The organism is Prevotella communis (assembly GCF_022024175.1).
GTDB classification, from domain to species: domain Bacteria; phylum Bacteroidota; class Bacteroidia; order Bacteroidales; family Bacteroidaceae; genus Prevotella; species Prevotella communis.
Window position 1 is genome coordinate 3,413,010 of sequence record NZ_CP091794.1, and the last position, 23,275, is coordinate 3,436,284.

At 51.4% G+C, this 23,275-nt stretch carries 14 protein-coding genes and 1 pseudogene; 5 read left to right on the plus strand and 10 right to left on the minus strand.

The genetic code is table 11. The annotated features are described in order from the left end of the window. Positions 1–5 precede the first annotated feature (5 nt). From L6466_RS13680 to L6466_RS13690, 3 genes and pseudogenes are all read left to right on the plus strand, one after another. Positions 6–1,811: an SLC13 family permease gene (locus L6466_RS13680; RefSeq protein ID WP_237802512.1), complete on the plus strand. Its 1,806-nt coding sequence runs from the start codon at positions 6–8 to the stop codon at positions 1,809–1,811. Between the two features lie 4 nt (positions 1,812–1,815). Further along, positions 1,816–2,619, plus strand: a complete 804-nt coding sequence (gene argB / locus L6466_RS13685) for an acetylglutamate kinase (RefSeq protein WP_237803576.1) — start codon at positions 1,816–1,818, stop codon at positions 2,617–2,619. 86 nt (positions 2,620–2,705) lie between these two features. Continuing rightward, positions 2,706–3,803: pseudogene (locus L6466_RS13690) on the plus strand (PIG-L family deacetylase); the annotation flags it as partial. Between the two features lie 65 nt (positions 3,804–3,868). On the opposite strand, the gene L6466_RS13695 reads toward L6466_RS13690, so the two are convergent. Genes L6466_RS13695 through L6466_RS13705 form a run of 3 tightly spaced genes read right to left on the minus strand, consistent with a single transcriptional unit; the run spans position 3,869 to position 8,524 of the window. Continuing rightward, on the minus strand, positions 3,869–5,668 hold the full coding sequence (locus L6466_RS13695; protein ID WP_237802511.1) for a DEAD/DEAH box helicase: 1,800 nt from the start codon (positions 5,666–5,668) through the stop codon (positions 3,869–3,871). A gap of 15 nt (positions 5,669–5,683) precedes the next feature. Next, on the minus strand, positions 5,684–8,218 hold the full coding sequence (locus tag L6466_RS13700; protein ID WP_237802510.1) for a TonB-dependent receptor: 2,535 nt from the start codon (positions 8,216–8,218) through the stop codon (positions 5,684–5,686). A 12-nt stretch (positions 8,219–8,230) separates the two neighbouring features. Continuing rightward, positions 8,231–8,524 carry a hypothetical protein gene (locus L6466_RS13705; protein ID WP_091853956.1) on the minus strand — a complete coding sequence of 98 codons (294 nt, stop codon included), beginning with the start codon at positions 8,522–8,524 and terminating at the stop codon, positions 8,231–8,233. A gap of 138 nt (positions 8,525–8,662) precedes the next feature. Here L6466_RS13705 and L6466_RS13710 point away from each other — a divergent pair, with 138 nt between their 5' ends. Beyond that, positions 8,663–10,168 carry a butyryl-CoA:acetate CoA transferase gene (locus L6466_RS13710; protein WP_237794168.1) on the plus strand — a complete coding sequence of 502 codons (1,506 nt, stop codon included), beginning with the start codon at positions 8,663–8,665 and terminating at the stop codon, positions 10,166–10,168. Positions 10,169–10,231: 63 nt separating this feature from the next. Here L6466_RS13710 and cysK read toward each other — a convergent pair whose 3' ends face one another. The 6 genes from cysK to L6466_RS13740 all read right to left on the minus strand — a co-directional run bounded on the left by cysK (position 10,232) and on the right by L6466_RS13740 (position 20,381). Next, positions 10,232–11,179, minus strand: a complete 948-nt coding sequence (cysK, locus tag L6466_RS13715) for a cysteine synthase A (RefSeq protein WP_091818100.1) — start codon at positions 11,177–11,179, stop codon at positions 10,232–10,234. A gap of 154 nt (positions 11,180–11,333) precedes the next feature. Then, the gene (locus L6466_RS13720) at positions 11,334–12,524 is read right to left on the minus strand and encodes a dicarboxylate/amino acid:cation symporter (RefSeq protein WP_237794160.1); all 1,191 of its coding nucleotides are present in this window, start codon (positions 12,522–12,524) and stop codon (positions 11,334–11,336) included. A gap of 2 nt (positions 12,525–12,526) precedes the next feature. Continuing rightward, complete coding sequence (locus L6466_RS13725) at positions 12,527–14,500, minus strand: TonB-dependent receptor (RefSeq protein WP_237802509.1); 1,974 nt, start codon at positions 14,498–14,500, stop codon at positions 12,527–12,529. Next, entirely contained in the window at positions 14,497–15,435 is a 939-nt protein-coding gene (locus tag L6466_RS13730; protein ID WP_237794156.1) for a FixH family protein, read from the minus strand. The genes L6466_RS13725 and L6466_RS13730 overlap by 4 nt, the downstream gene beginning before the upstream one ends. Positions 15,436–15,619: 184 nt before the next feature. Then, complete coding sequence (locus tag L6466_RS13735) at positions 15,620–17,278, minus strand: RagB/SusD family nutrient uptake outer membrane protein (protein WP_091818106.1); 1,659 nt, start codon at positions 17,276–17,278, stop codon at positions 15,620–15,622. A 40-nt stretch (positions 17,279–17,318) separates the two neighbouring features. After that, complete coding sequence (locus L6466_RS13740; protein ID WP_237802508.1) at positions 17,319–20,381, minus strand: SusC/RagA family TonB-linked outer membrane protein; 3,063 nt, start codon at positions 20,379–20,381, stop codon at positions 17,319–17,321. A 243-nt stretch (positions 20,382–20,624) separates the two neighbouring features. On the opposite strand from L6466_RS13740, the gene L6466_RS13745 reads away from it, so the two are divergent. After that, positions 20,625–22,391: an Ig-like domain-containing protein gene (locus L6466_RS13745; RefSeq protein ID WP_237794146.1), complete on the plus strand. Its 1,767-nt coding sequence runs from the start codon at positions 20,625–20,627 to the stop codon at positions 22,389–22,391. Here L6466_RS13745 and L6466_RS13750 read toward each other — a convergent pair. Next, on the minus strand, positions 22,363–23,262 hold the full coding sequence (locus L6466_RS13750; protein WP_237802507.1) for a hypothetical protein: 900 nt from the start codon (positions 23,260–23,262) through the stop codon (positions 22,363–22,365). The genes L6466_RS13745 and L6466_RS13750 overlap by 29 nt on opposite strands. Positions 23,263–23,275 lie beyond the last annotated feature (13 nt).

Consider the following 23,275-nt stretch of genomic DNA (forward strand, 5'->3'; position numbering starts at 1 on the left):
GTAAGATGATGGAGATATTTAGCGACTGGTATATACTCGGATTGAGCGTCAATGCCTGGATCACTATCATGACAGTGATCAGCATCTTTGTGGTGATGGCCCGATCCCATATACCTGCCGAGGTAGCCTTTCTGGGGGCCCTGACGGTATTGCTGGTGACGGGTGTCGTCACGGAGGAGGAAGGTATGGCGGGATTTGGTAGTGAACCTGTTGTGGTGCATGCTGCCTTCTTTGTGATTATTGCAGGACTGATGCAGACGGGTGTGCTCTATTGGCTCACCAAGCATGTGCTGGGCGACCCGAAGAACTACAACAATGCGCTACTACGACTGATGGTGCCCACCAGTATCTTGTCGGCTCTGCTTAACTCGGTCAATGTGGTGGCGCTCTTCATCGATGCGGTGAAGATATGGTCACGCAAACTGAATGTCTCGCCCTCCAAACTATTATTACCCCTGAGCTATGCCGCCACCCTTGGTGGTATGTGCACGTTGCTGGGCAACTCTTCCAATCTGGTGGTAGCCGGTCTTTACCTGAATAAGACGGGCCACTCCATGCACATCTTCGAACCACTACTTCCTGGTCTCATCGTGACTGTCGTGGGTATCTTGCTGGTGATTATCATGCAGCATTATATCCCATCGCGCAAAACGGCTGAGGAGTCGTTTGAGACCACCAGCGACTATACCGTGGAACTGCTGGTTCCAACAGATAATCCTGCGGTGGGAAATACCGTAGAAGAGGCCGGACTGATGAACGTCAAGGGTGGTACACTCCTCGAAATTGTCCGATTTGATCGGGAAATTATCATGCCTGTGCCCAAGGATGAATGGGTGCTGGGAGGCGACCGTCTGATTTATGCCGGACAGATTAACGAGATTCTTGAACTGAAACGCACACACGGATTGGCTGCTGCCGATCATCATGTGTGGAGTATCAATGATATCGATACCAAGCGAAAGATGCGCACTGCCTACGTCAACTTCGGCAGTTCTCTGATAGGCCGCTCAATGTCAGAGTGTCATTTCGAACAGAAAAACAACGTGGCCCTCGTGGCTGTGGCGCGCCAGGGTAACCGTGTCAACGGACAGCCGCGTGAGATTCGTCTGGAGGCTGGCGACTCGCTGCTACTGGAATGTCCACCCAATGATGACCGTGCGTTGGAACAGAACAACCGTGGAAAGGTGACTTTCTTTGATAGTCATTTCGTGCCGCAGTTGGGCAAGAAGACCATCACCTCAGCCATTATCCTGGTCTTGATGTTCCTGATTTCATCGTTCCACCTGCTGCCTCTGATGGCTTCTACCATGTTTGCCGCAGGACTGATGATGATTTTCGGTTGCTGTCGCATCACGGGCGTGACCAAATATATAGAATGGGAGCTGTTGCTCATCCTGGGCGCCACGGTGGTATTCTCGGTGGCCATCACCAAGACGGGCGTGGCCGACACCATAGCCCACCAGGTGTTACAGCTATGCGGCAATAATCCGTATGTCGTCATGGCGGTGATGTGTATCCTGGCCTCTGTCGTCAGTGAGTTTGTGAGCGACGTAGGTTCCAGTGCCGTGTTCTTCCCCATCATGTACCAGCAGGCTGAGATGCTTGGCTGCAATCCCATGCCGTTTATCATATCACTGATGCTCAGTGTCACCATCAGTTTTGCCTCGCCCATAGGCAGCAACACCCACATGCTCATCTACGGTCCAGGTTCGTTTAAGTTCACCGACTTTGCCCGTCTGGGTATTGTGATGCATATTGTGCTACTCACCGTGGCACTAGGCTTGGTCACTATAATTTATCCATTATATTAATCACATTGAATCCGACATGAAACCATCATTGACCGTTATCAAAGTAGGAGGTGCCGTCGTTGAGGACGAGGCACAGCTCACACAACTTTTACACGATTTCACCGCTATTCAGGGACCGAAGATACTGGTTCACGGCGGTGGCCGCAGAGCCACAAAGATAGCCGAGCGACTGGGCATCGAGACCAAAATGGTGGACGGGCGCCGTATCACCGATGCCGATATGCTGGAAGTGGTCACCATGGTTTATGGCGGACTGGTTAATAAGAATGTGGTAGCCCGTTTGCAGGCACTTGGGTGCGATGCCATCGGTCTGACGGGTGCCGATGCGAATATCCTGCTCTCTCAGAAGCGCCCCGTGAAGATGGTCAACGGCGTACCTGTTGACTATGGTTACGTGGGCGACGTGAAGCAGGCATCAGGCGCAAAACTATCCCATTTCATCGACGCAGGACTGATTCCCGTTGTAGCACCGCTTACCCACGACGGACAGGGACACATGCTCAACACCAATGCCGACACGATGGCTTCTGAGACTGCTAAGGCCATGGCAGTAGCAGGTTACGACGTCACCCTGATTTACGCGTTCGAGAAGCCAGGCGTCTTGCGCAATGCTGATGATGACAACTCCGTGATTGCCACCATCAACCATGCCGACTTCGAGGCCTACAAAGCCGACGGCACCATCAGTGGAGGTATGCTACCCAAGATAGAGAACGCCCTTGCCGCCATCGATGCTGGCGTGCAGCGCGTTATTATCACCAAAGCCACGGCTATCGATGGTCAGCATGGCACGATGATTACAGAATAGCGTAACACGTACCTTCGCAAAATAATCTATATACAATGGCAATGAACCTAAATCTGACAACTACGATTAATTTCGACCATATCGCTGACCGCAAGTTGCGAAGTGATGTGATAGCACTCTGCCTCAAGACAGGCAAACCTGTACTGAAACTTTCTACGAAGGATTATGTGGATAATGGTCTGGAACACTATGTGAAGGAATACGGGTCGGCAGGACTGGTAAATATTGCCGTGTTCAATATCCTGCAGCATACGATTACGGGATGGCCAGGAGGTAAACCAAACGCAGACGACTCTACACGACCGGAGCGTGCATTGCCCTACCCCAAGCGGGTTATCGTGTTCTCGCCGCATCCGGATGATGATGTCATCTCAATGGGAGGCACTATCCGTCGCCTGAAACAGCAAGGACACGACGTACATGTAGCTTACGAGACTTCCGGTAATATTGCGGTGGCAGACGAGGAGGTGAGGCTCTATATGCATTTCCTGCGTGCCTTTAATGAGAAATTTGCCAATGGCAGCGATGACATCATCAAACACTATTCCGACGAAGTGCTGGGATTCATCAAACGGAAGCAAGAGGGCGACCTCGATAATCGTGATGTGCTGACCGTGAAAGGACTGATACGAAGAGGCGAGGCACGCAATGCCTGCGGATACAACGGTATCAAGAAAGACCATATCCACTTCCTCGACCTGCCTTTCTACGAGAGCGGAAAGATAGAGAAACTGCCGATGACAGAGCGTGACGTGCACATCATTCAGGAACTGCTGCAGCAGATAAAACCGCACCAGATATACGTAGCCGCCGACCTGGCCGACCCACACGGGACGCATCGGGTATGTACGGATGCCGTGCTGGCTGCCATCGACGAAGAGAAGCAGGCGGGTGCAGAATGGCTCCACGACTGCAGGGTGTGGATGTATCGCGGTGCATGGTCGGAATGGGAGATAGAGAATATAGAGATGTGTGTACCCATGAGTCCCGAAGAACTGCGTGAGAAACGCAACGCCATCCTGCGCCATCAGAGTCAGATGGAGAGTGCCCCATTCCTAGGCAATGACGAGCGCCTGTTCTGGCAACGCGCAGAGGATCGCAACCGTGCTACTGCCAAACTCTACGACGACCTCGGACTGGCTTGCTATGAAGCCATGGAGGCCTTCGTAGAGTATAAGTTCTAAAGAAAGCGTAGTACTTATATATAAAAGAAAAGAGAGGTCAGCCCTCTCTTTTTCTTTTATTTCTATTATTTCCTTTTCTTCGGTTTCCTGCGAGCCCAACCCTCTTCGCTGAAATCGGGTATTTCACCCTTAAAGTCCACACGGGGCGAGTTATTGTTCATCAACGCACGCCAGTCGTCCTTCTTCATCTTTCTCTTGGCTGGTGCAGGATTATTCGTCTGCTTGTCGTCCTCCGAATTACAACGCACGGTACGACCCTTGTAACGGATACCGGTGAGTTGCGTCATCACCTTACGGGCATCCTTCTCAGGTACCTCAAAATATGAGATGGTGTCGAGCAGGTCGATATGTCCTACCTCCTGGCGGCCTCCTACGTAACGGTTGAGCGTCTGCATCAGCACGCCAGGGAAGAAGCCATCCTTCTTACCCAGGTTGATGAAGAGACGCTTGAAGCCCTTCTGAGCCTTGTTCATGCGCTTCTCGCGGTCGCTCTGGGGTTTCTTCTCCTTTTCCCTGACAGGTGCCTCAATCTCGGGGGCATCAGCATAGTAAGCCAGGAACTTACCAAACTCCAGCGACACAATCTTCTTAATGAGTTCGTCCTTGTCGATAAATTCAAAGTAACGACTGATATCCTGCAGGAAAGGTGCGATTTCATCGTCGTTGACATCAGTCTTCACAATCTGGTCCATCACCTTATAGAGCTGTTTCTTACAAATCTCCTCGGCCGATGGAATGGGCGTTTCTATGAATTTCTTACCGATAATCTTCTCGATATCACGAATCTTGTGTTTCTCCTTTGAGTGAACGATAGAGATACTGGTGCCCTTCTTACCAGCACGACCCGTACGACCGGAACGGTGGGTATAACTCTCGATATCATCGGGCAAACCAAAGTTGATGACATGCGTCAGGTCGTCCACATCCAATCCTCGGGCTGCCACATCGGTAGCCACAAGAAGTTGTGTGAGGTGCTGACGGAATTTCTGCATCGTAAGGTCGCGCTGCTGCTGCGAGAGGTCGCCATGCAACGACTCTGCATTATAGCCGTCACGAATCAGTTTATCTGCTATCTCCTGCGTCTCCAGTTTGGTACGGCAGAAGATAATAGCGAAAATCTTGGGATAATAGTCAACAATGCGCTTCAAGGCCAGATACTTATCCTTGGCCTGCACCATATAATAGATATGATTCACGCTCTCGGCACCCTCGTTACGCGAACCTACCACCACCTCTTCGTAGTCAGTCAGGTATTTCTTGGCCACGCGCTCTACCTCGCGGCTCATTGTAGCCGAGAACATCAGCGTGCTATGCTCCTCGGGGAGCGACTCAAAAATCTCGTTGATGGCTTCCGAGAAGCCCATATTCAGCATTTCATCGGCCTCATCGAGTACGATATTACGCACATTCTCCAGTTTGGCATAGCCACGATTTTTCAGGTCAATGAGTCGGCCCGGGGTAGCCACGATAACCTGAGCGCCCTTCTTCAAGGCGCGTATCTGCTGTTCGATAGCAGCACCGCCATAGACGGCCTCCACATGAACGCCCTCCATATATTTCGAGAAATCGCGCAAATCATCGGCAATCTGTAAGCAGAGCTCACGCGTAGGACTCAACACCAAAGCCTGTGGAAGGTTTGAGTCTTGAGTTTTGAGGTTTAAGGTTTCCTCAAGGCGCATCAGCAAAGGAATGCCAAATGATGCCGTCTTACCTGTACCTGTCTGTGCCAGCGCAATCATATCGCGCTTACTGGTTAGTAGTCTTGGGATTACTTCTTCTTGTACAGGCATTGGCTGTACGAATCCCATCTCTTCAATGGCTCGGCGTATCTCTACGCTCACGCCTAATTCTTCAAATGTCTTCATAGTGAATTTTAATTGTTACTCATCGAAGCCACCGCCTCCGCCGCCAAAGGTATTCTCCTCATCGTTGCCACCCTGGCCGTCTTCACGATCGCGGTCGGTCTTCTTTCTTGTCATATTTCCAAAGTTCCACGTCAACTGCAGGTTGATACGTGGGTCGCGCCAGTTTTTCTGATGGCGCCAGAATGTTGGACCCTCGGTATAGTTCTCAAACTGACGCGTATTGAACACGTCGCGCCAGTTGAGCGCCAAAGCAAAGGTCTTATTCAGGAATGTCTTACGCAAGCCCAGGTCGAGTGAACCGTTAGCCTTGCGGTGTCCCTGCGTAATCACGGAGCGCGAACGGTAGTTGCCCGTAGCCTGCACAGAAATGCTATAAGGCAGGATAACAGAAGCCAACACACGGGCATCCCATGCAAAGTTCTCGTTGCCCTCGCCTGTCACGGTCTGGTTCTCCACAACCGTAGAGAAGCCATCCAACTTGTAATAGTAGGCATTCAGCGTGGTGGTGAGGTCGAGGATGCGGAAGAACTTGTCCTTCAGGATCACCTCGGCACCGGCGCTTTGACTCTTAGCCACGTTGAGGTTGGTCATGTACATCACGTTCTGTCCCTCATAGAGGCCCTGATAGCGGATGCGCTGCATCACGTCGGTAGTAGGACGATAGTAGGTACCTACAGACAACGTATGGGCAGCCCATGTCTTCAGGTAGTTCAGCGAGAAGGCATTGGTGAACTCAGGTGTCAGCTCGGGGTTACCGAACTCAATCATCGAGGCATCACGCGTATTCTTGAACGAGTTGAGCTGTCCGCCCCAGGGACGACGCAGACGACGGGTTACGTTCAACTGGATCTGTGATGTAGGTGTCAGTTCGTAGTTCAGGAAGAGCGAGGGGAACAGCTGGAAATAGTCCTTCTTAAAAGGTGTCTCCGTCTGATAATAGTCGATACTCCTCGTATCCACCTTCCAATATTCACCACGCAGGCCAGCCATCACACCCAACTTACCGAACTTCATGTTGGTTGTGGCATAGAGGGCATGGATATCACTGTCGTAGATAAAGCGGTTGTAGAAGAAAGGATCCTCCTGCAAACGCCCATCTGCAGGTGAGAGTCGCTCGGTCTGTCCTACACTGGCATACTCAAAACTGCTCTGCGGCGTATTCTCATGCGAGAAACGTCCTTCGTAGCCTGCCTCAATCTTAAAGTTCTCATTAATCTGGTTCTCATAGTCAAGACGAGCCTCCCAGTGTCGGTTGTTCATATCCATTGGGCGATACTGATAGCTATAGGAGCTCAGCGAAGTTAATAACGACGTGGTATCGTTTAGATACTCGTTTGAGCCGTCACCATTCCATTTATTAAACTCCACCATAGCATCCAACTTGTGCGTGCCACTCTCGTTGAACTTGTGTGTGTATGACAGTTCCACATTATACATATGGTGATCACCATCGCCCCAAGTCTGACGGCGCAGCTTGCGATCGGCCACCTTAGAACCGTCGGCACCAAATGTACCATATTCGTAAGTGGTCAGGTTGTCGTTAGAGTGGTTGCCCTGCATCGTCATACCACCCAGCGACAAATCATCGTTATCACTCAGATGGAAAGTCAGTCCGGCACGTGCAAAGAGTCCGCCGCCATTATTATTGTTCTCGCCCTCACTGAACTGATAGCTGTTGAAAGGAGAACTCGCGCTGGCACGATACCGCTGATCGCTCATATTGCCGCCATCACCCTTACGTTTACGATAGCCAATATTGGCATAGGCATCCACCCACTTGGAGGAATAGTTGATGTTACCACCCACGTTCCAGCCTTTCTGGTTGTTCACACCCGTCTGGACAGAGCCATAATAGCCGGCACGACGGTCGCGCTTCAGAATGATATTGATAATACCGGCAGTTCCCTCAGGTGAATATTTAGCACTGGGGTTGTCGATAACTTCGATACGCTCAATGCTCTCGGCTGGTATCTGCTGCAGAATCTCGGCACGGTTGTCGCTGGTCAGTCCGCTGCTCTTACCATTGATCCACACCTCCACACTGGAGTTGCCACGCAGAGAAATCTCACCATCGGTGGTCACCTCTACCGAAGGTATATTCTCCAACAGGTCACTGACACTACCACCAGCAGCTGCCAGCACCTCGTCAACGGTGAAGGTTTTACGATCTACCTCGAGCTTCATCTGTGAACGCTGACCAGTGACCTGCACCTCCTTCAGCATCTTCTGGTCTTCCGCCAGGTAGATAGCGTTATAATGAATATTGCGTTTCTCGGGAGTCACCTGAAAACGACGCACAGCCGACTTATAGCCCATCAAGGTGATCTCAAGTGTATAGGCACCATCTTTAAGACCCTGTATATTGAACTGGCCTTTCACATCGGTCATACCGCCACCTGCCAATTTCCCGTCAGCACCCGTTACACGCACAGTTACAAACTGCAGTACTTCATCGTTCTGCTTATCCAGAACCTTACCACGAACAACGCCCTGTGCCCACATACCTAATGAGCACACTAACAGCGCAGATACCAAAAACAATCTATTCATAAACCAGTTTAGTTATCGCATATAGAAATACATGAAAGCAGCAAAAGCAAGTATCAGATACGTGCATCCCTTCCAAATCTTACCAAATACATAGCAGCAGACAATCAGGAAAACTACCATCATGATATCTGAGAACCTGATATGGAAAGGCTGATAGTCCAGCATCTCCTCCGAATAGAGCATCTCACCATCGTCGCCTCTGCGACCTAAGGGCAGGTCATCCCTACCCTCTTCCTGGGCCCATAATTGCAGTCGAATAGCCCAGAGACAAATAATGGTGTAAAGTCTTAACAGGTTCTGATACATTAATTTATATTCAATTTTGCGTGCAAAATTACAAAAAAAGAATGTAAAAACTGCACTATTATAGGTATTTCTTTTGCATTTCGTTTGTTTTTTCGTATCTTTGCGGCCAGATTATTCCTAAAATACACAAAATCAGAGATGGCTTATACACGTATCACAGCAGCCGAGGCTGCAGCATTGATTAAAAACGGAGAGAACATTGCCATGAGTGGTTTCACACCCGCTGGTGTGGCCAAGGCAACGACAAAGGAGTTGGCCAAGCTTGCCGTCAAAGAGCACGAGGCTGGCCGCGAGTTCAAGGTTGGCATCTTCACTGGTGCCTCAACAGGTCAGAGCACCGATGGTGACATGGCCAATGCACAGGCTATCAAGTATCGTGCCCCCTACACTACCAACCCCGATTTCCGTAAGCACGTCAACCTGGGTGAGATTCCGTATAACGACCTGCACCTGAGCCACATGGCACAGGAACTGCGCTATGGTTTCTATGGTGATCTGGACTGGGCTATCCTTGAAGTTTGTGACATCGAAGAGGTGGGCAACGACTATCATGTCTATCTGACTGCCGCAGGTGGTATCAGTCCCACTGCAGCCCGCCTGGCCAAGCACGTCATTCTGGAATTAAATAGTTTCCACAACCCCAATGCCAAGTTCATCCACGACGTGTATGAACCCCTTGATCCCCCTTACCGCAAGCCCATCATGATTGAGAAGGTGAGCGACCGTATCGGTGTGCCCTATGTGTCTATCCCCAAGGACAAGGTAGTAGGTGTCGTAGAATGTAACATCCCCGACGAGGCCCGTGCTTTCAAGGACAGCGACCCTGTTACCGAGAAGATTGGTTTCCTCACCGCAGAGTTCCTCGTAGAGGAGATGCACAAGGGACGTATCCCCAAGGAGTTCCTGCCCCTGCAGAGCGGCGTAGGTTCTACTGCCAACGCGATCCTGGGTGCACTGGGCGAAGACAAGCACGTGCCCGATTTCAATATCTATACCGAGGTGATTCAGAACTCAGTCATTGAGATGATGCTCAATGGCCGTGTAAAGGATGCTTCTGCCTGCTCGCTCACCGTGTCTAACGACTGTCTGATGCAGGTTTACGACAATATGGACTATATGAAGAATCACCTGACGCTGCGTCAGAGCGAGATTTCCAACTCACCCGAGGTGATCCGCCGACTGGGCGTTATCGCCATCAACACGGCTATTGAGGCCGATCTCTACGGCAACGTGAACTCTACGCATATCAGTGGTGTGAAGATGATGAACGGTATCGGTGGTAGCGGTGATTTTATCCGCAATGCTTACCTCTCTATCTTCACCTGTCCTTCTACCGCCAAGGGTGGCGTCATCTCAAGTATCGTACCCTTCGTGAGTCACCAAGACTCTTCAGAGCACGACGTGAACATCATCGTTACCGAACAGGGTGTTGCCGACCTGCGTGGCAAGAGCCCTGCCCAGCGTGCTGAGTGCATCATTGAGAACTGTGCCCACCCCGACTACAAGCAACTGTTGTGGGACTACCTGAAGATTTCCAAGATGGGACAGACACGTCACAACCTGACTGCTGCCTTCGCCATGCACGACACCCTGGCTCGTAAGGGCGACATGCACCTGACGGACTTCGCAGAATATGTGAAATAAGCAATATATAGCAATAAAAAAGGCATCCTCACGGGATGCCTTTTTTATTGTTAATAGTTTCATTTACAAGGGATAGTCCTCGAAAGCATAAAGTACCGTACTCAAATAGCGCTCACCGGTATCAGGCAGCAGTACTACGATCTTCTTGCCCTTGTTTTCAGGACGCTTAGCCACCTGGATAGCGGCATAGAGGGCAGCACCTGCAGAGATACCAACCAGCAAGCCTTCCTGCTGAGCAATCTCACGACCAGTACGGATAGCATCATCGTTCTCTACATCGAACACCTCGTCGATGACGTCAGAGTCGTAGGTCTTGGGGATAAAGCCGGCACCAATACCCTGAATCTTATGAGGACCACTCTGGCCACCGTTCAGCACAGGACTTGACTTTGGCTCTACGGCGATGACCTGGATGTTGGGGTTCTGCTCCTTCAGGAACTTACCTGTACCGCTGATAGTACCGCCAGTACCCACACCACCGATGAAGATATCCACCTGTCCGTCAGTATCGCGCCAGATCTCAGGACCCGTTGTAGCATAGTGCTTAGCGGGGTTGGCAGCGTTTTCAAACTGCTGCAGGATTACTGCACCAGGGATAGAGTCGCGCAATTCCTCGGCAGCGCGGATGGCACCAGGCATGCCGTCCTTTCCAGAGGTGAGACGAACCTCAGCACCATAGGCCTTCACGAGGTTACGACGCTCCACACTCATGGTCTCGGGCATGGTAAGGATAAGGTGGTAGCCCTTGACGGCTGATACCAGTGCCAGTCCTACGCCCGTATTTCCGCTGGTGGGTTCGATGATGGTGGCACCGGGCTTCAAGATGCCCTTAGCCTCTGCATCCTCAATCATCGCCAGTGCGATACGATCCTTCACGCTACCGCCAGGATTAAAGAACTCTACTTTGGCAATAACAGGAGTCTCCAGACCCTTTGCCTGTGAATACTTGTTGAGCTCCAGAAGTGGGGTGTTGCCGACGAGCTCAGTCAGCTGTTTTGCAATTTTACTCATAACCTTATCCTTTTAAAATAAAAAATATTCTCGTTATTACGTTATGTCGATATATCGTTATCACAACTTATTGTCCGACGGTGCAAAGTTACGGCGTTTTTTCCAACCCCACAATACCTCTAGCATGTTATTTACATACCACATTTATGGTATTTTACTGAAAATCACGGTCTACCATCGCTGAAACGCACGAATCAGACCATACATTTTCGGCCGTTTCCACCATATCGATGATGGTATAGATGGGCAGGATGATGCCTAATACGGCGACAGGCGCACCGATGCCCGACATCAGCGAAAGGGTCAGGAAGAAACAGCCCATCGGTACACCGGCATTTCCCACTGCCGAGACAACGCTGATCAGCAGCCAGAGGAGTATGGTGCCCAACGAGAGTTCGGTGCCATCCTGCTGCATCACGAACAACGAGGTAACCAGGATAAAGGCCGCACAACCATTCATATTGATAGTAGTACAGATAGGCAACACAAAACGGGCTACATTCTTTTTGATGCCAAGACGCTTTTCCGCCGTTTCCATCGTCACAGGCAGCGTGGCCGCACTACTCTTCGTGAAGAGCGCCATCAGCACGGCAGGCATCATTTTTCCTAAGACGTGAACAGGATTCAGTCCTTTTGCCAACAGGAATAATGGCAGTACCACAAAGAACTGGATGACGTTGCCGCCCAACACCACCAGCACGTATTTGCCGATGGAATCGGCCACGACACCCGCACTGACCTGTGCCGACAACTGTGCCGAGAATGCCACAATACCCAACGGGAGCGTCCAGATGAGCCAGCGGATGAGCAGGAAGAGCAGGTCCTGCAAGCCAAGCAAGCCCTTGACGACTACCGCTTTGTTTTCAGAGTCGGGTAGTTTTGACAGGCCAATACCAACGGCGAAGGCCAACAATAGCAGCGACAGGACATTACCTTCGAGGAAAGGACGGACGATGTTGTTGGGAATGACCGAGAGAAGGTGGTCGGCATAAGAAGCAGTACCCGACGCAGAAGCCTCGGGAACGGTGGCACCACTAAGAGCCTCTAAGGGCAGTAAGCCAGGGGCTACGATAACGTAGAGCGCAGCACCAACGGCAGCAGCAGCGAAGGTGGTCAATAACGTGTAAGTCAGCGTATGGCCAAATATCTTACCAGAACCATTCGAGCCGAAGGTGGCAAAAGTAGTGATAACAGCCAGCACGATGGTAGGTACCGCCAGCAGCTGGAACAGACGGGTATAGACAGTAGCCACAAAGTTCATCACCTCATCGAGCCATGCGATGCCCAACAGTCCTAATATAGCACCCACAACGAGTGCTGCAATCCAAATAATAGTTCTTTTCATACTTATATTTCAAACGAAAGATTTACGTATATATTGCGTCCCTTCTGAGGAATATGGCACCAGTCGGCATAGGTAGCATAGTACTTATCGAAGAGGTTCTCGACGCCGGCACGGAGTGTGAATTGATATAATTGATAATTAGCTGAGAGATTCACGATGGTCCAGGCAGCCGTTTCTGTCTCTCCATACTTTTTGCCGTACTTCGCCTGTCGGGTGTGACCTTTTACCTCGGTCTGAAGACTCAGGGAGCCTGTGGTATAGCTCAGGCGCGACTGATAGGTGAACGGTGCGATGAGTGGGAGGTTATCGCCCTCATCATCGCGGCCCATGCTGTAGGTACCCTTTGCGCTCCAGCGGAATCCCTTGACGGGACGCCATTCGGCTGTGAGTGAAACATTGGCTATCGTGGCATGGTCAATATTCCCATAGACCTTCACACCCTCGGCACCGACAGTCATCGCACTCAGGCGGTTCTCAAACTGTCCGATGATATAGTTCGAGAAGAAGAAGGCGTTGGCATCAAGCCCAACTGAGAGTTGAGAGTGGAGAGTTGAGAGTTGATAGCTGCCGTTCACCTCTATCGCACTCTCATTCTTCAGGCGCGGGTTGCCGATGTAGTCGTACTGATCGAACGTGTTGTTCAGATAGTAGCCGTAGGCCTCCGTCACCGTAGGAGCACGACTCCCCCAGCCGGCTCCAATACTCAATTTAGAATTGACAATGGATAATTGATAGCTGGCGGCGATGCGTCCCGTTGTCTGGTGATACTGCTGCTTCATGCCAGGGAAGAAGACACCCAGGGCCTTGTAGCCCTCCTCATTGTTCAGTCGCTGATGCTGCCACGAGAGTTTGCCAGAGAGGTGCAAAGACGACTCATTATTCAGACGGATATTGTCTGTGAGAGCAGCACCCACGTTCAGCGTCCCCACATCAGGCCATGTGACCATATACATGGGTGCCGCTCCACCAGGATACATCGTCATGTCGGCAAACAGACGGTTGTAGTAGCTGTCGAGGTTCAGTTGCGCCTGATGCTTACCATACTCCCCCGTCAATAGCGAGTAGGCACCTGCCGTCCAACTCTCGCCTGGCATATCCATGTGGATCTCCACATCGGGACGCGTCGTGTCGTCCATCACGTGGGTGATATGGTTATAGTAGCCCTTCGTCTCCCATGACTCCAGTTTCGAATCCTCAAACAGATGCTTGTAAGCCAAGGATGTGATAAAAGCCTCAGCCTTTGACACGTCCATATTCAGCGCAGGATAGCCCACATCTGAGGCACGGTCGTAGATGAAAGTGGTCTCAATGGCATCATTCGCAGCAACCCGGTAGCCACCATTCACAAAGGCATTCACCTTCTGGAACTTAGAGAAGTCCACCTTCCTGTTGCCACCCGCCTTGTAGTTGTCGGCATGACGATAGAAAGCGCCACCGTTCACGTAGAACCGGTGCGATGAGTGCGAGGCATCAGCACCATAGACCTGTACGTTGCCGTTGGTCTCATAGCCCACCTGCGCATTCAATCCGCTTAATCCGTGAGATCTGTGGTCGTAAAGAAACCCTGCCTTTCGCAGTTTCAGGTCCAAAGCGCCACCGATATTTCCCGTAGCCTGAGGGTTACCATTAAGTCCCGAATTCAGACTGATGCTCTGCAGGTTGCCACTCTCCACATAACTGGTCACAGGGTCCATCTTGTCCGTGCAGGCATAGAAAATCTTCATGCCGTCGATGGTCGTAGAGAGACGTTCCGTCTGCATATTATTCACGGTGGGCTCCCAGGCATACGAGCCACGGCGCACCAGTTCCACATGGTTCAGTTCCTGCAGGTGCTCGTCGATAGTAGCCACCTGCCCTTTTATAGAACGTTTACCGCCCTCTTTGTGTGAAACAATCACCACCTCGTCCAAATCATGCGACGAGGTGGTAATAGTATCATTTTGAAGTCCTATAATCAATAAAATCAATCCTATCATAGCGTAACGTCCCAATAAAGTGTACTTAGCTCTTCACCGCCTGCCACGATATTTCCATCGGCATCCTTCACTGTGAGGTGAATGCGCCAGAGGCCCGTCATGGTCAGGTTGATAGTACCTGAATAACTGCCGTCGGCCTGCTTCGTGAGCGACGTATTGTTGGGCGAGGTGTGGTTGCCCATGTCAGGCATACGTGGGTCGATGTCGATGGTGAAGGTTTCCTCAGCTATCTGATAAGGCACGGTAGCCTTGGCGCTCTTCTTAGACACGTAGGCCGTGATGGTGTTGGTGCCGGTCTTGAAGTCGAGGGGGTTCACCAGCGAGAGGTAATATGTGGCGTCGTCCACCTTGAATGACTTCAGCCAGGTCTGTCCGTCGGGCAGGGCGTTGACTACCACATCCTTCTTCTCGATGCCACCCTTGCTGCCCAGCACCAGTGCGTCGTACGACAACGTCCACGAACCAGCCTCGCTGGTATTCATCACAAACGACACCCATGTGCGCTTCACAGCCAGGTAACCGTCGTTAAAGCTGGCGGCATCAGGACCTACAGGCGTGCTGTGGTACATATCCATCTTCACCATGTGCATCAGCGGGGTGATGTTGGTTATATCAAAGTTCTTGATGTAGTTGCCCGTAGCCTTCTTGGTAGCCACGAAGAAAATCTCGTTGTAACCATTGTGGAAGCTGCCTGTCGTGGTGTAGGCAAACACGTTGTACTTACCATCGATCTCCGTTGACAACTCCGGCACAATCTTCACTGTCTGCAGAAACTTATACACCTGCAGCGCCTCCTCGGCCGAGCAGCAGTCGATATCATCCGTTATCGTGATACCAGGAATCTCAATACCTGCCTGTACACCATCATCATTGCTATTGCAGGCTGTCAGCGCTGCAACGGCCAGAACCAGAAACAATCCTTTTACTTTTTTCATAATCCTTACCCTTAAATGATTAATACTACATATTATGTCTAATTGACACTGCAAAGTTACGGCGAAATCCTTATACACACAATCCCACGTTTAGGGCATTTGCATACCACGAAAGAGGTATTTGACAAAAAGAATAGGACTGACATATGCCAGTCCTATCTTTTTTAAAGGAAGAGATGACTAATTAATAGCCAGGGTTCTGGGCGATACCGAGGTCCTCACCGCTCAAGCCCGTGGGGATAGGCTGACGGTAGTGCTTACCACGGATATTGTTGTACTTAGCGCGCAAGTGGTTGTGCACCTTGGTGAAGTAAGCCTCCTGGTCGGCAGTGTAGGTATTGCCGAGCGAAGTCTTCCAGTCGTCAGCGAAGTGCTTGTAGTTCTTCACCAGCTTCACACTTGAGATAAGATCCTTCCAGCGGTAGCTGTTGAGCACAGAGAACTGTTCGTAGGTGAACTCATAGTCCCACTCGCGCTTAATCTCAGCGAAGGTAGGAGCGCTGACCTCAGCGATGCCGGCACGACGACGGAGTTGGTTGAAGGGCTCAGCAGCCTCAGAGTTGCGACCCAGCTGAACGAGTGCCTCAGCCTTGATGAGCAATACCTCAGCATAACGGATCTCGATGCGGTCAACCGAGTTCTTGGTGATCTCGAGGTTCTCAGAGTTCTCATAGCTCTGATCGACACCCTTACCATTGATAGGCGTGTAGACAGGCGAGTAGTAGTGATAGGTCTTGCCATCTTCAGGGTTCTTGATCTCGACGAAGTAGGTTTCGGCCAGACGCTTGTCGTTGGGCTGCTCAGCCTTCCAGTCGTCGTAGAGATTATCATCGGCCACCTCGGTGTGGTTCTGCGTATAGCCATTGCCGTATTCGCCGTTCTGGAATGGGAAGGTCCAAGAGCAGTGCGTCTGGTGGTTACCCTGAGCATCTACCTTGTCACCATCATGAGCGATCGTAAACAGGTGCTCGTTGGTGCCGCGCTTGTTGCTCTCGTAGTCGCGACCGTAGAGCTTTGTGTAGTCGGGGTCGAGCTTCAGTAGACCGCTGGCGATGACCTTGTTGGCATACTCCACAGCCTTCTCCAGACGACTGTCGGTCTTCGTGAACTGCGGGTCGGCCTGACCATTGGCGATAGCCTCTACCTCAGCAGCCGACAGAGGATTGTCGCCCCATACGAGGTAAGCGCGGGCCAGCAGAGCCTCAGCAGCCTGTTTTGAAGGCACGCGGGGGTCACCATCATAGTTCTTGAGCAAAGACTCAGCATCAGTCAGGTCGCTGACGATCTGTGCGAACACCTCGTCGATACTCTTACGGTCAGTGGTGCTGCCACCCTTCTCTGTGAACACAGGCACCTCACCCCACAACTGGGTCAGTTTCAGATAAGCCAGGGCGCGCAGGAACTTAGCCTTACCCACAGCAGCATTGTAGCCTGCCTGACTGACCTTACCCGCCTTCAGCGAGTTCTCGATGGTGGTGATGGCCTCGTTGTCCTGAGCGATACCAAGGAACAGATGGTTGAAGATCTTTACCTGATACCAGGTTGTGGGATCCTGTTCGAAACGGCTGTTCACAGGACCAGCCTCACTCTCCTCACCCTCGAAAGAGATCAGTTTGTTACTGTTCAGCTCGATGATAAATGAGAAAGACGAGCTGAGGGGTTGCCAGTGACTGTAAACACCGTTGACGAGCGACAGGGCGCTGGCATCGTCGGCCACGACATTCTCGTCGGTCACCTGATTATTATTACCACTGTTGTCATCATCGCTACTTGAGCATGATACAAAACCAAATGAAAGGGTTGTTGCCAAAGCGGCACCGAGTAAAATTCTAGCTTTCTTCATACTGAAATCTCCTTTTTACCTTTAATTAATACTCTATGAATTATAATGATATGTTTATTCCGAACACAAAACTGCGTGATGAGGGGTATGCACCTGAGTCGGTACCACTGGCCACCTCCGGATCGTAGCCCTTGTAGGGACTGATAGTCAGGAGGTTAGAGGCGGTGGCATAGATGCGCACACTTTGAATCTTGACGCTCGGATCCTGGAACTTGAAACGATAACCTATAGTCAGGTTCCTGAGTTTCAGGTAGCTGGCGCTCTGCACGTAGCGACTGTCGATATAGCCGATGGGACGGGCGTTTGATGCCAGAGGCAGACTATTGCCGCCACGCTCGGCCGTCCATGAGTCCTTGACGGTGCTGAGCACGTTGTACGAGTCGTTGGTCAGTTCCAGGCGACGACCCAGGGCGTTGTACACCTCATTACCATAGCTGCCGGCAAACGATGCAGAGAAATCGAGGTTGCGCCAACTCAGTTGGGTAGAGAAACCATAGACGATGTCGGGCTGGATGCTGCCGAGTATCACGCGGTCATTGCCATCGATGCGGTTATTGCCGTCGGTATCAGCGTATTTCAGGTCACCAGGCTTCGGTGTCAGTCCGTTGACAGTAGGCAACTGGCTCACATCCTCATCCTGCTGCACGATACCAATGAACTGCAGTCCGTAGAAGGAACCAAGCGCCTCACCCTTGCGCAGGATCTGCTGGTTATCGCTGCCCTGAATCACATTGTTCGTGGTACCCATGTCGGTAATCTCGTTCTTGTTGTAGGCGATGTTGGCCGAAGCCGTCCAAGAGAGACCTTTTCTCTGAAGAAGCGTACCATTGACCGCCAGTTCCACACCCTTGTTGACCACATTACCCACGTTCTGCAACTGGGTGGTGACACCAGAAGAAAAGCCCATCGGAACAACCAGCAGCAGGTCGCTGGTCTTCTTGTAGTAAGCATCGAATACCACGTTCAATCGATCTTTCCACAGACCGAGGTCGATACCAAGATTATAGCTGGCCGTTGTCTCCCATTTCAACTTATCGTTTGCCGTATTCTGCTTCGAGTAGCTGCTGCTGCCGCCATAAGAACCCGTGGCATACGAGGTTGTAAAGGCGTAATCACTAATCTCCTGATTACCCACCAGTCCGCCAGAGAGGCGCACCTTCAGATAGTCGATGCTGCGGATGCGGCGCAGGAATCGCTCCTTGTCAACATTCCACGACAGGCCCAGCGAGGGGAAGTAACCCCAGCGGTGGTTGGCCGCAAAGCGACTGCTATTGTCGGCACGGAAGGTGGCCGTGGCATTATAGCGGTCCAGCAGCGTGTAGTTCACACGGGCAATGATGCTGTTGAGCGTTGATTCCGATATACCCGTCTGCGGGGTGTATATCTCTGCGCCATCACCCAGGTTGTACTGCTTCAGCGTCTCGTTTGTGAAGTGGTTGGTGCGGATGGCACTGTAGGTTGACTTCTGTGTCTGTCGGGTATAGCCACCCAGTAGCTCCACGTGGTGCTGATTAAACTGATGATGATAGGTAGCCGTGTATTCCTGCTGCCATACATCCGTCTGCCGGTTGCCCGTACCGCCAATGCCCTGCGTGGCCAGTCCCAGTGAGGTATAGGCACCCGAGAAATAGTTCTGCGTGAGTTTCTCACTGTTCAGGCCCACAGAGGCTTTCAGCGTCAGGTCACCAATCTGATAAGTGGCCCAGATGTTACTCAAAAGGTAGTTGTTGATGTTCTCGGCCACGCTCTCGTTGAGGTCGTACACGGGGTTGGCAGCGTGGTCGCCAATAGCAAAGTAGGCATATTCATAAGGGTTCTTGAAGTTGTACGACCCGTCGGCATTATAGACTGAGACCACAGGGGGCATCAGCAGGGCATACACAAAACTGTTGGTGATGCCGGCCGAGAAGGGCGAAGAATTGAATACCTTCTCCTCTGCGGTGGTCAGTCCGTTCTGCTTCGAACGGCCGTAGGTGGCGTTGACGCCAAAGCGCAGTCCCTCCTGCAGTTCCCATTCCACGTTGGTGTGGAAGTTGTAACGCTCAAAACCAGAGTTCAGGATAATACCTTCCTGGTCGGTATAGTTGGCCGAGAAAGCATAGCGGTTCTTCTCCGTACCGCCATTGATACTCAGTTCATGACTCTGCTGGATAGCCGTACGCAGCACCGCATCCTGCCAGTCGGTACCCTTACCGAGGGCTGCAATCTCAGCATCCGTATAACCTCCCTTATTACTAAAATAATCCTTCTGGTACTGTGCCCACTCCGAGGCGGTGAGCAGGTCGAGCTTCTTGGCCACGCTGCTCACGCCCAACGTATAGTTGTAGTTCACGTGCGCCTTACCCTCGCCCAACTTACCTTTCTTGGTGGTGATGAGAATCACGCCGTTAGCACCGCGCGAGCCGTAGATGGCAGTGGCCGACACATCCTTCAAGACTTCGATACTCTCGATGTCGTTGGGGTTGATGGTGGCCAGGGGGTTCAGACTGCCCTCGATAGCACCGATACCCGTGGAGTTGTTGGCCGCATCCTTGAAATAGATAAAGCCATCGACCACATAGAGCGGTTCGTTGGACGCATTCACCGAGTTGCCGCCACGAATACGGATATGACTGTCGGCACCTGGCTGGCCACTGCTGGCCGTCACCGCCAGACCAGCCACCTGTCCGCCCAACGCCACATCGAGCGTGGGGGCTGTGGCCTTCTCGAAGATGTCGGCCTTGATGGTGGTCACGCTACCCGTCAGCTGGTTGCGCTTCTGCGTACCGTAACCCACCACGACGACCTCGTCCAACTTATTAGAATTATCAATGAGCGTTATCTCCACGGGCTCCTCGAAGTCGTACACATCCACATCCAGCGGACGGTAGCCCACATACTCTACCCTTAAAGTCAGCGGCGCCTCCTTCTTGGTCTGCAGACGGAATTTTCCGTCAACATCCGTCAGGACGCCCTGTGCCTTTGCATTCTTCACAATCACCGAGGCACCAATCAGCGCCTCACCACTACGTGCATCCTTGATGCTGCCCGTTATCAGTCCCTGTGCAGCAATCAGCAGCGGACTGCCTGCAACGAGCAATGTGATAAAAAATCTCCTTACCATATCCTTACCTTTTTTATTTTTTACTTTTTTACCTTTTTACCTTTAATAGTCGGTTGCAAAGGTACGGCGATTCCGCTCCCCCTACAATCCCACAATCGCGGCATTCGCATACCACATAAAAGGTATATCTGCTAAAATCTCTTAATATCTCGGCAATATTGACCTCTGAATTGGAAATTTTCGTAACTTTGCCGTCGAATTGAAAAAGATAACTAGTAAACCAATATCATTATAAATATTCTTATGAAACGGACCTTTTACTTCCTTTCCCTTTTCCTTCTCCTGGCCATGCAGGCCGGGGCCTACAAGAAAGAGTCTATTGACATCCAAGTGAACAACAAGACAAGAAACATGGTGGTGTTCACCCCCAACTCATTGCCTGCCAAGTCGCCCCTGTTTATCGTGACCCATGGTATGAACCAGGATCCGGAGTACCAGTACGGCTCTGACAAGATGTACGAGATGATTGACACGGCCAAGTTTGTGATTACCTACCTGCGCAGCAATGGCAGCACATGGGATATTGGTGGCACCAGCGATCAGAACTTCGTTATCAAAGCCATTGATGAGATGGCTACTCGTTTTGACATCGACAGAGAACGCGTGTACTGGTCGGGATTCTCCATGGGATCGATGCTGATTCACCACTGCATCGCCAACATGCAGGACAAGATAGCTGCCTTTGCCCCCACGAGTGGTATCCAGTTCTCGGAATCACCCTGGAACAACTGCAAGAAGCCTGTCAACCTGCTGGAGTGCATTGCCTATGGCGACGATGTCTTTGGCTACGAGAAATACGGCATCCATGCCTATATAGAGAACTATGCCAAGCACGACAAGCACACCTCTTACTCCAAGACCACCGGCTATAAGCCCATCAGCAGCAGCTGGTATAATGGCGACCTGGAGAAATGGACTGGCGGCGCCAATGGCGGTGAGGTGTGGCTCTACTCTTATAATAACGGTGGCCACTGGCCCATGGACCTGAACCGTCACCTGATCTGGAATTTCTGCAAGCGATTCTCGCTGAACATGCCATCGGTGAAGATCACGACGCCCTCCAACACAACGACCCATCTCTATATGTCCCCCAAGGACGAAGCCTCTTTCCCCGATATCAATGTGACCGCCACGGCGAAATCAGCAAAGAGCACTGTCAGCAAGGTGGTGTTCTATGACGGCAGCACCTTCCTTGACTCTCTGAAAGAGGCGCCCTATACTGTCACCATCAGGAATCCCAAGAACGGTAAGCACACCCTGCGTGCCGTGGCCTATGACGCGAATGGAAAGACGTCCGAGTCAACATGTCAGGTAAACTATGCCCAGGTTACAAGTTCCTATTCACTCATCCAGAATTTCAAGGTCGAGGGATGCGTGCCCCAGGACTGGTACGTAACCAACGGCAACGCCAAGCGCATCGGTGGCGGACTGCCTTATACCTCTGGCAACCGCATCCTGCACTTCACCAATTCCTCAAAAGGTTTTGAGTACGGACTGCTGGTCCAGAATACCATAGGCAAGGAGAAGAGCGCGTGGGCGAAGTTTGGCAACAAGAACGCCCGTTCCACGATGACGCTCTACGGCGGTCACTACCTCTTCAGATATAAGATATGCAACTGGAACCAACCCTCGTTCTCGCCTGTCACCATTGTCATTGAAGATACCGATGGTAACGAGATTGCTTCGCAGGTATATACACCAACAACCAATATAGGTAATAATACTGGCAACAAATTCACGGCCACGCTTCAGAACTTTGAGTTTGACATCCCCGAGACGGGCGACTACGTGCTGGCTATCTATGCCAACAGTGCCAAGAACTCAGACTTCGTGCTGGGTCAGGCCTACCTCCAGGCCAAGTCATTCCTGGCCACAGGCATCACCAACGTGACGAAGGACGAAAAAAGACACTCGTCAGACGCCTATGATCTAAGCGGCCGACGAGTGAAAAAAGAACTGCTGAAATCAGGTCTGTACATCATCAATGGACGTAAGACACTTGTGCACTGAGCTCCTTTTGATTAAGGTTAAGTAAGCCATATTGGTGATTATATTTTGTTCCGTTTTCAAGTACCCATTGCAGAAAACGGCTCACTGCTTCGTCCGTACCGTTATAGGTGATAGCCACCTTCCCGACAGTCACCTCGGCAGGCTTTTCAGTCTCCAGGATGGTGAGCACCTCATCAAGCGACCCCTTGTCGCTGAAGCTGACTGCCACATCCTTCTTCAGGTCGAGTCCCACGAGCGAGAGGTCGCTCTTCAGACGACGGCTCTGCAGGTCAAAGATATTTGAGAGCGTATTAAACGATACGCCAAGGGGATCCTTCGCAATAGCGGTATTCAGGAAGAGGTCGTCGCCAGCGATGCGCTTGCCGCGGAAGTTCGTGCTCTCCTCACCGAAGTTGTGGGCAAACGAGCCAGCCACCGACGTAGCGTTGCTGCCGCTGTAGATGGTAATCGCCTCGAAAGCCTTGTTCCGCTTCACGTCCTCCTCGAAATCATCATTGAGGAAGAAGAGCTGCTTCAGTTTCTTCGCATTCAGATGTTTTCCTTCGAGCAGTCGTGCTGCCTCCGAACTGCGTGCAGTGATGGGCAGCACGGCTGTCTCTCCGATATATATCCAATGGCTAAAGAGATCCTGTGTCTTCTCCTGCTGGTCGGCAATAGCCACGCTCAGGTCGCTCTCGCCCTGTCCCTTCGCAATCTGGAACGTCACGCCAGGTTCCGTCTTGGCGTATTCCTCAATCCATTTCTCCACCAGCGGGCGTGCAAAGCGCGGGCTCTTAATCGTGCGTACACTATTTGTATGATTCTCCTCTGCCAGCACATTTCCGAGTCCCAGCGTCAGAATAGCTGCTATTGTCAATAATACTTTCGTCATACCTTCATCCTTT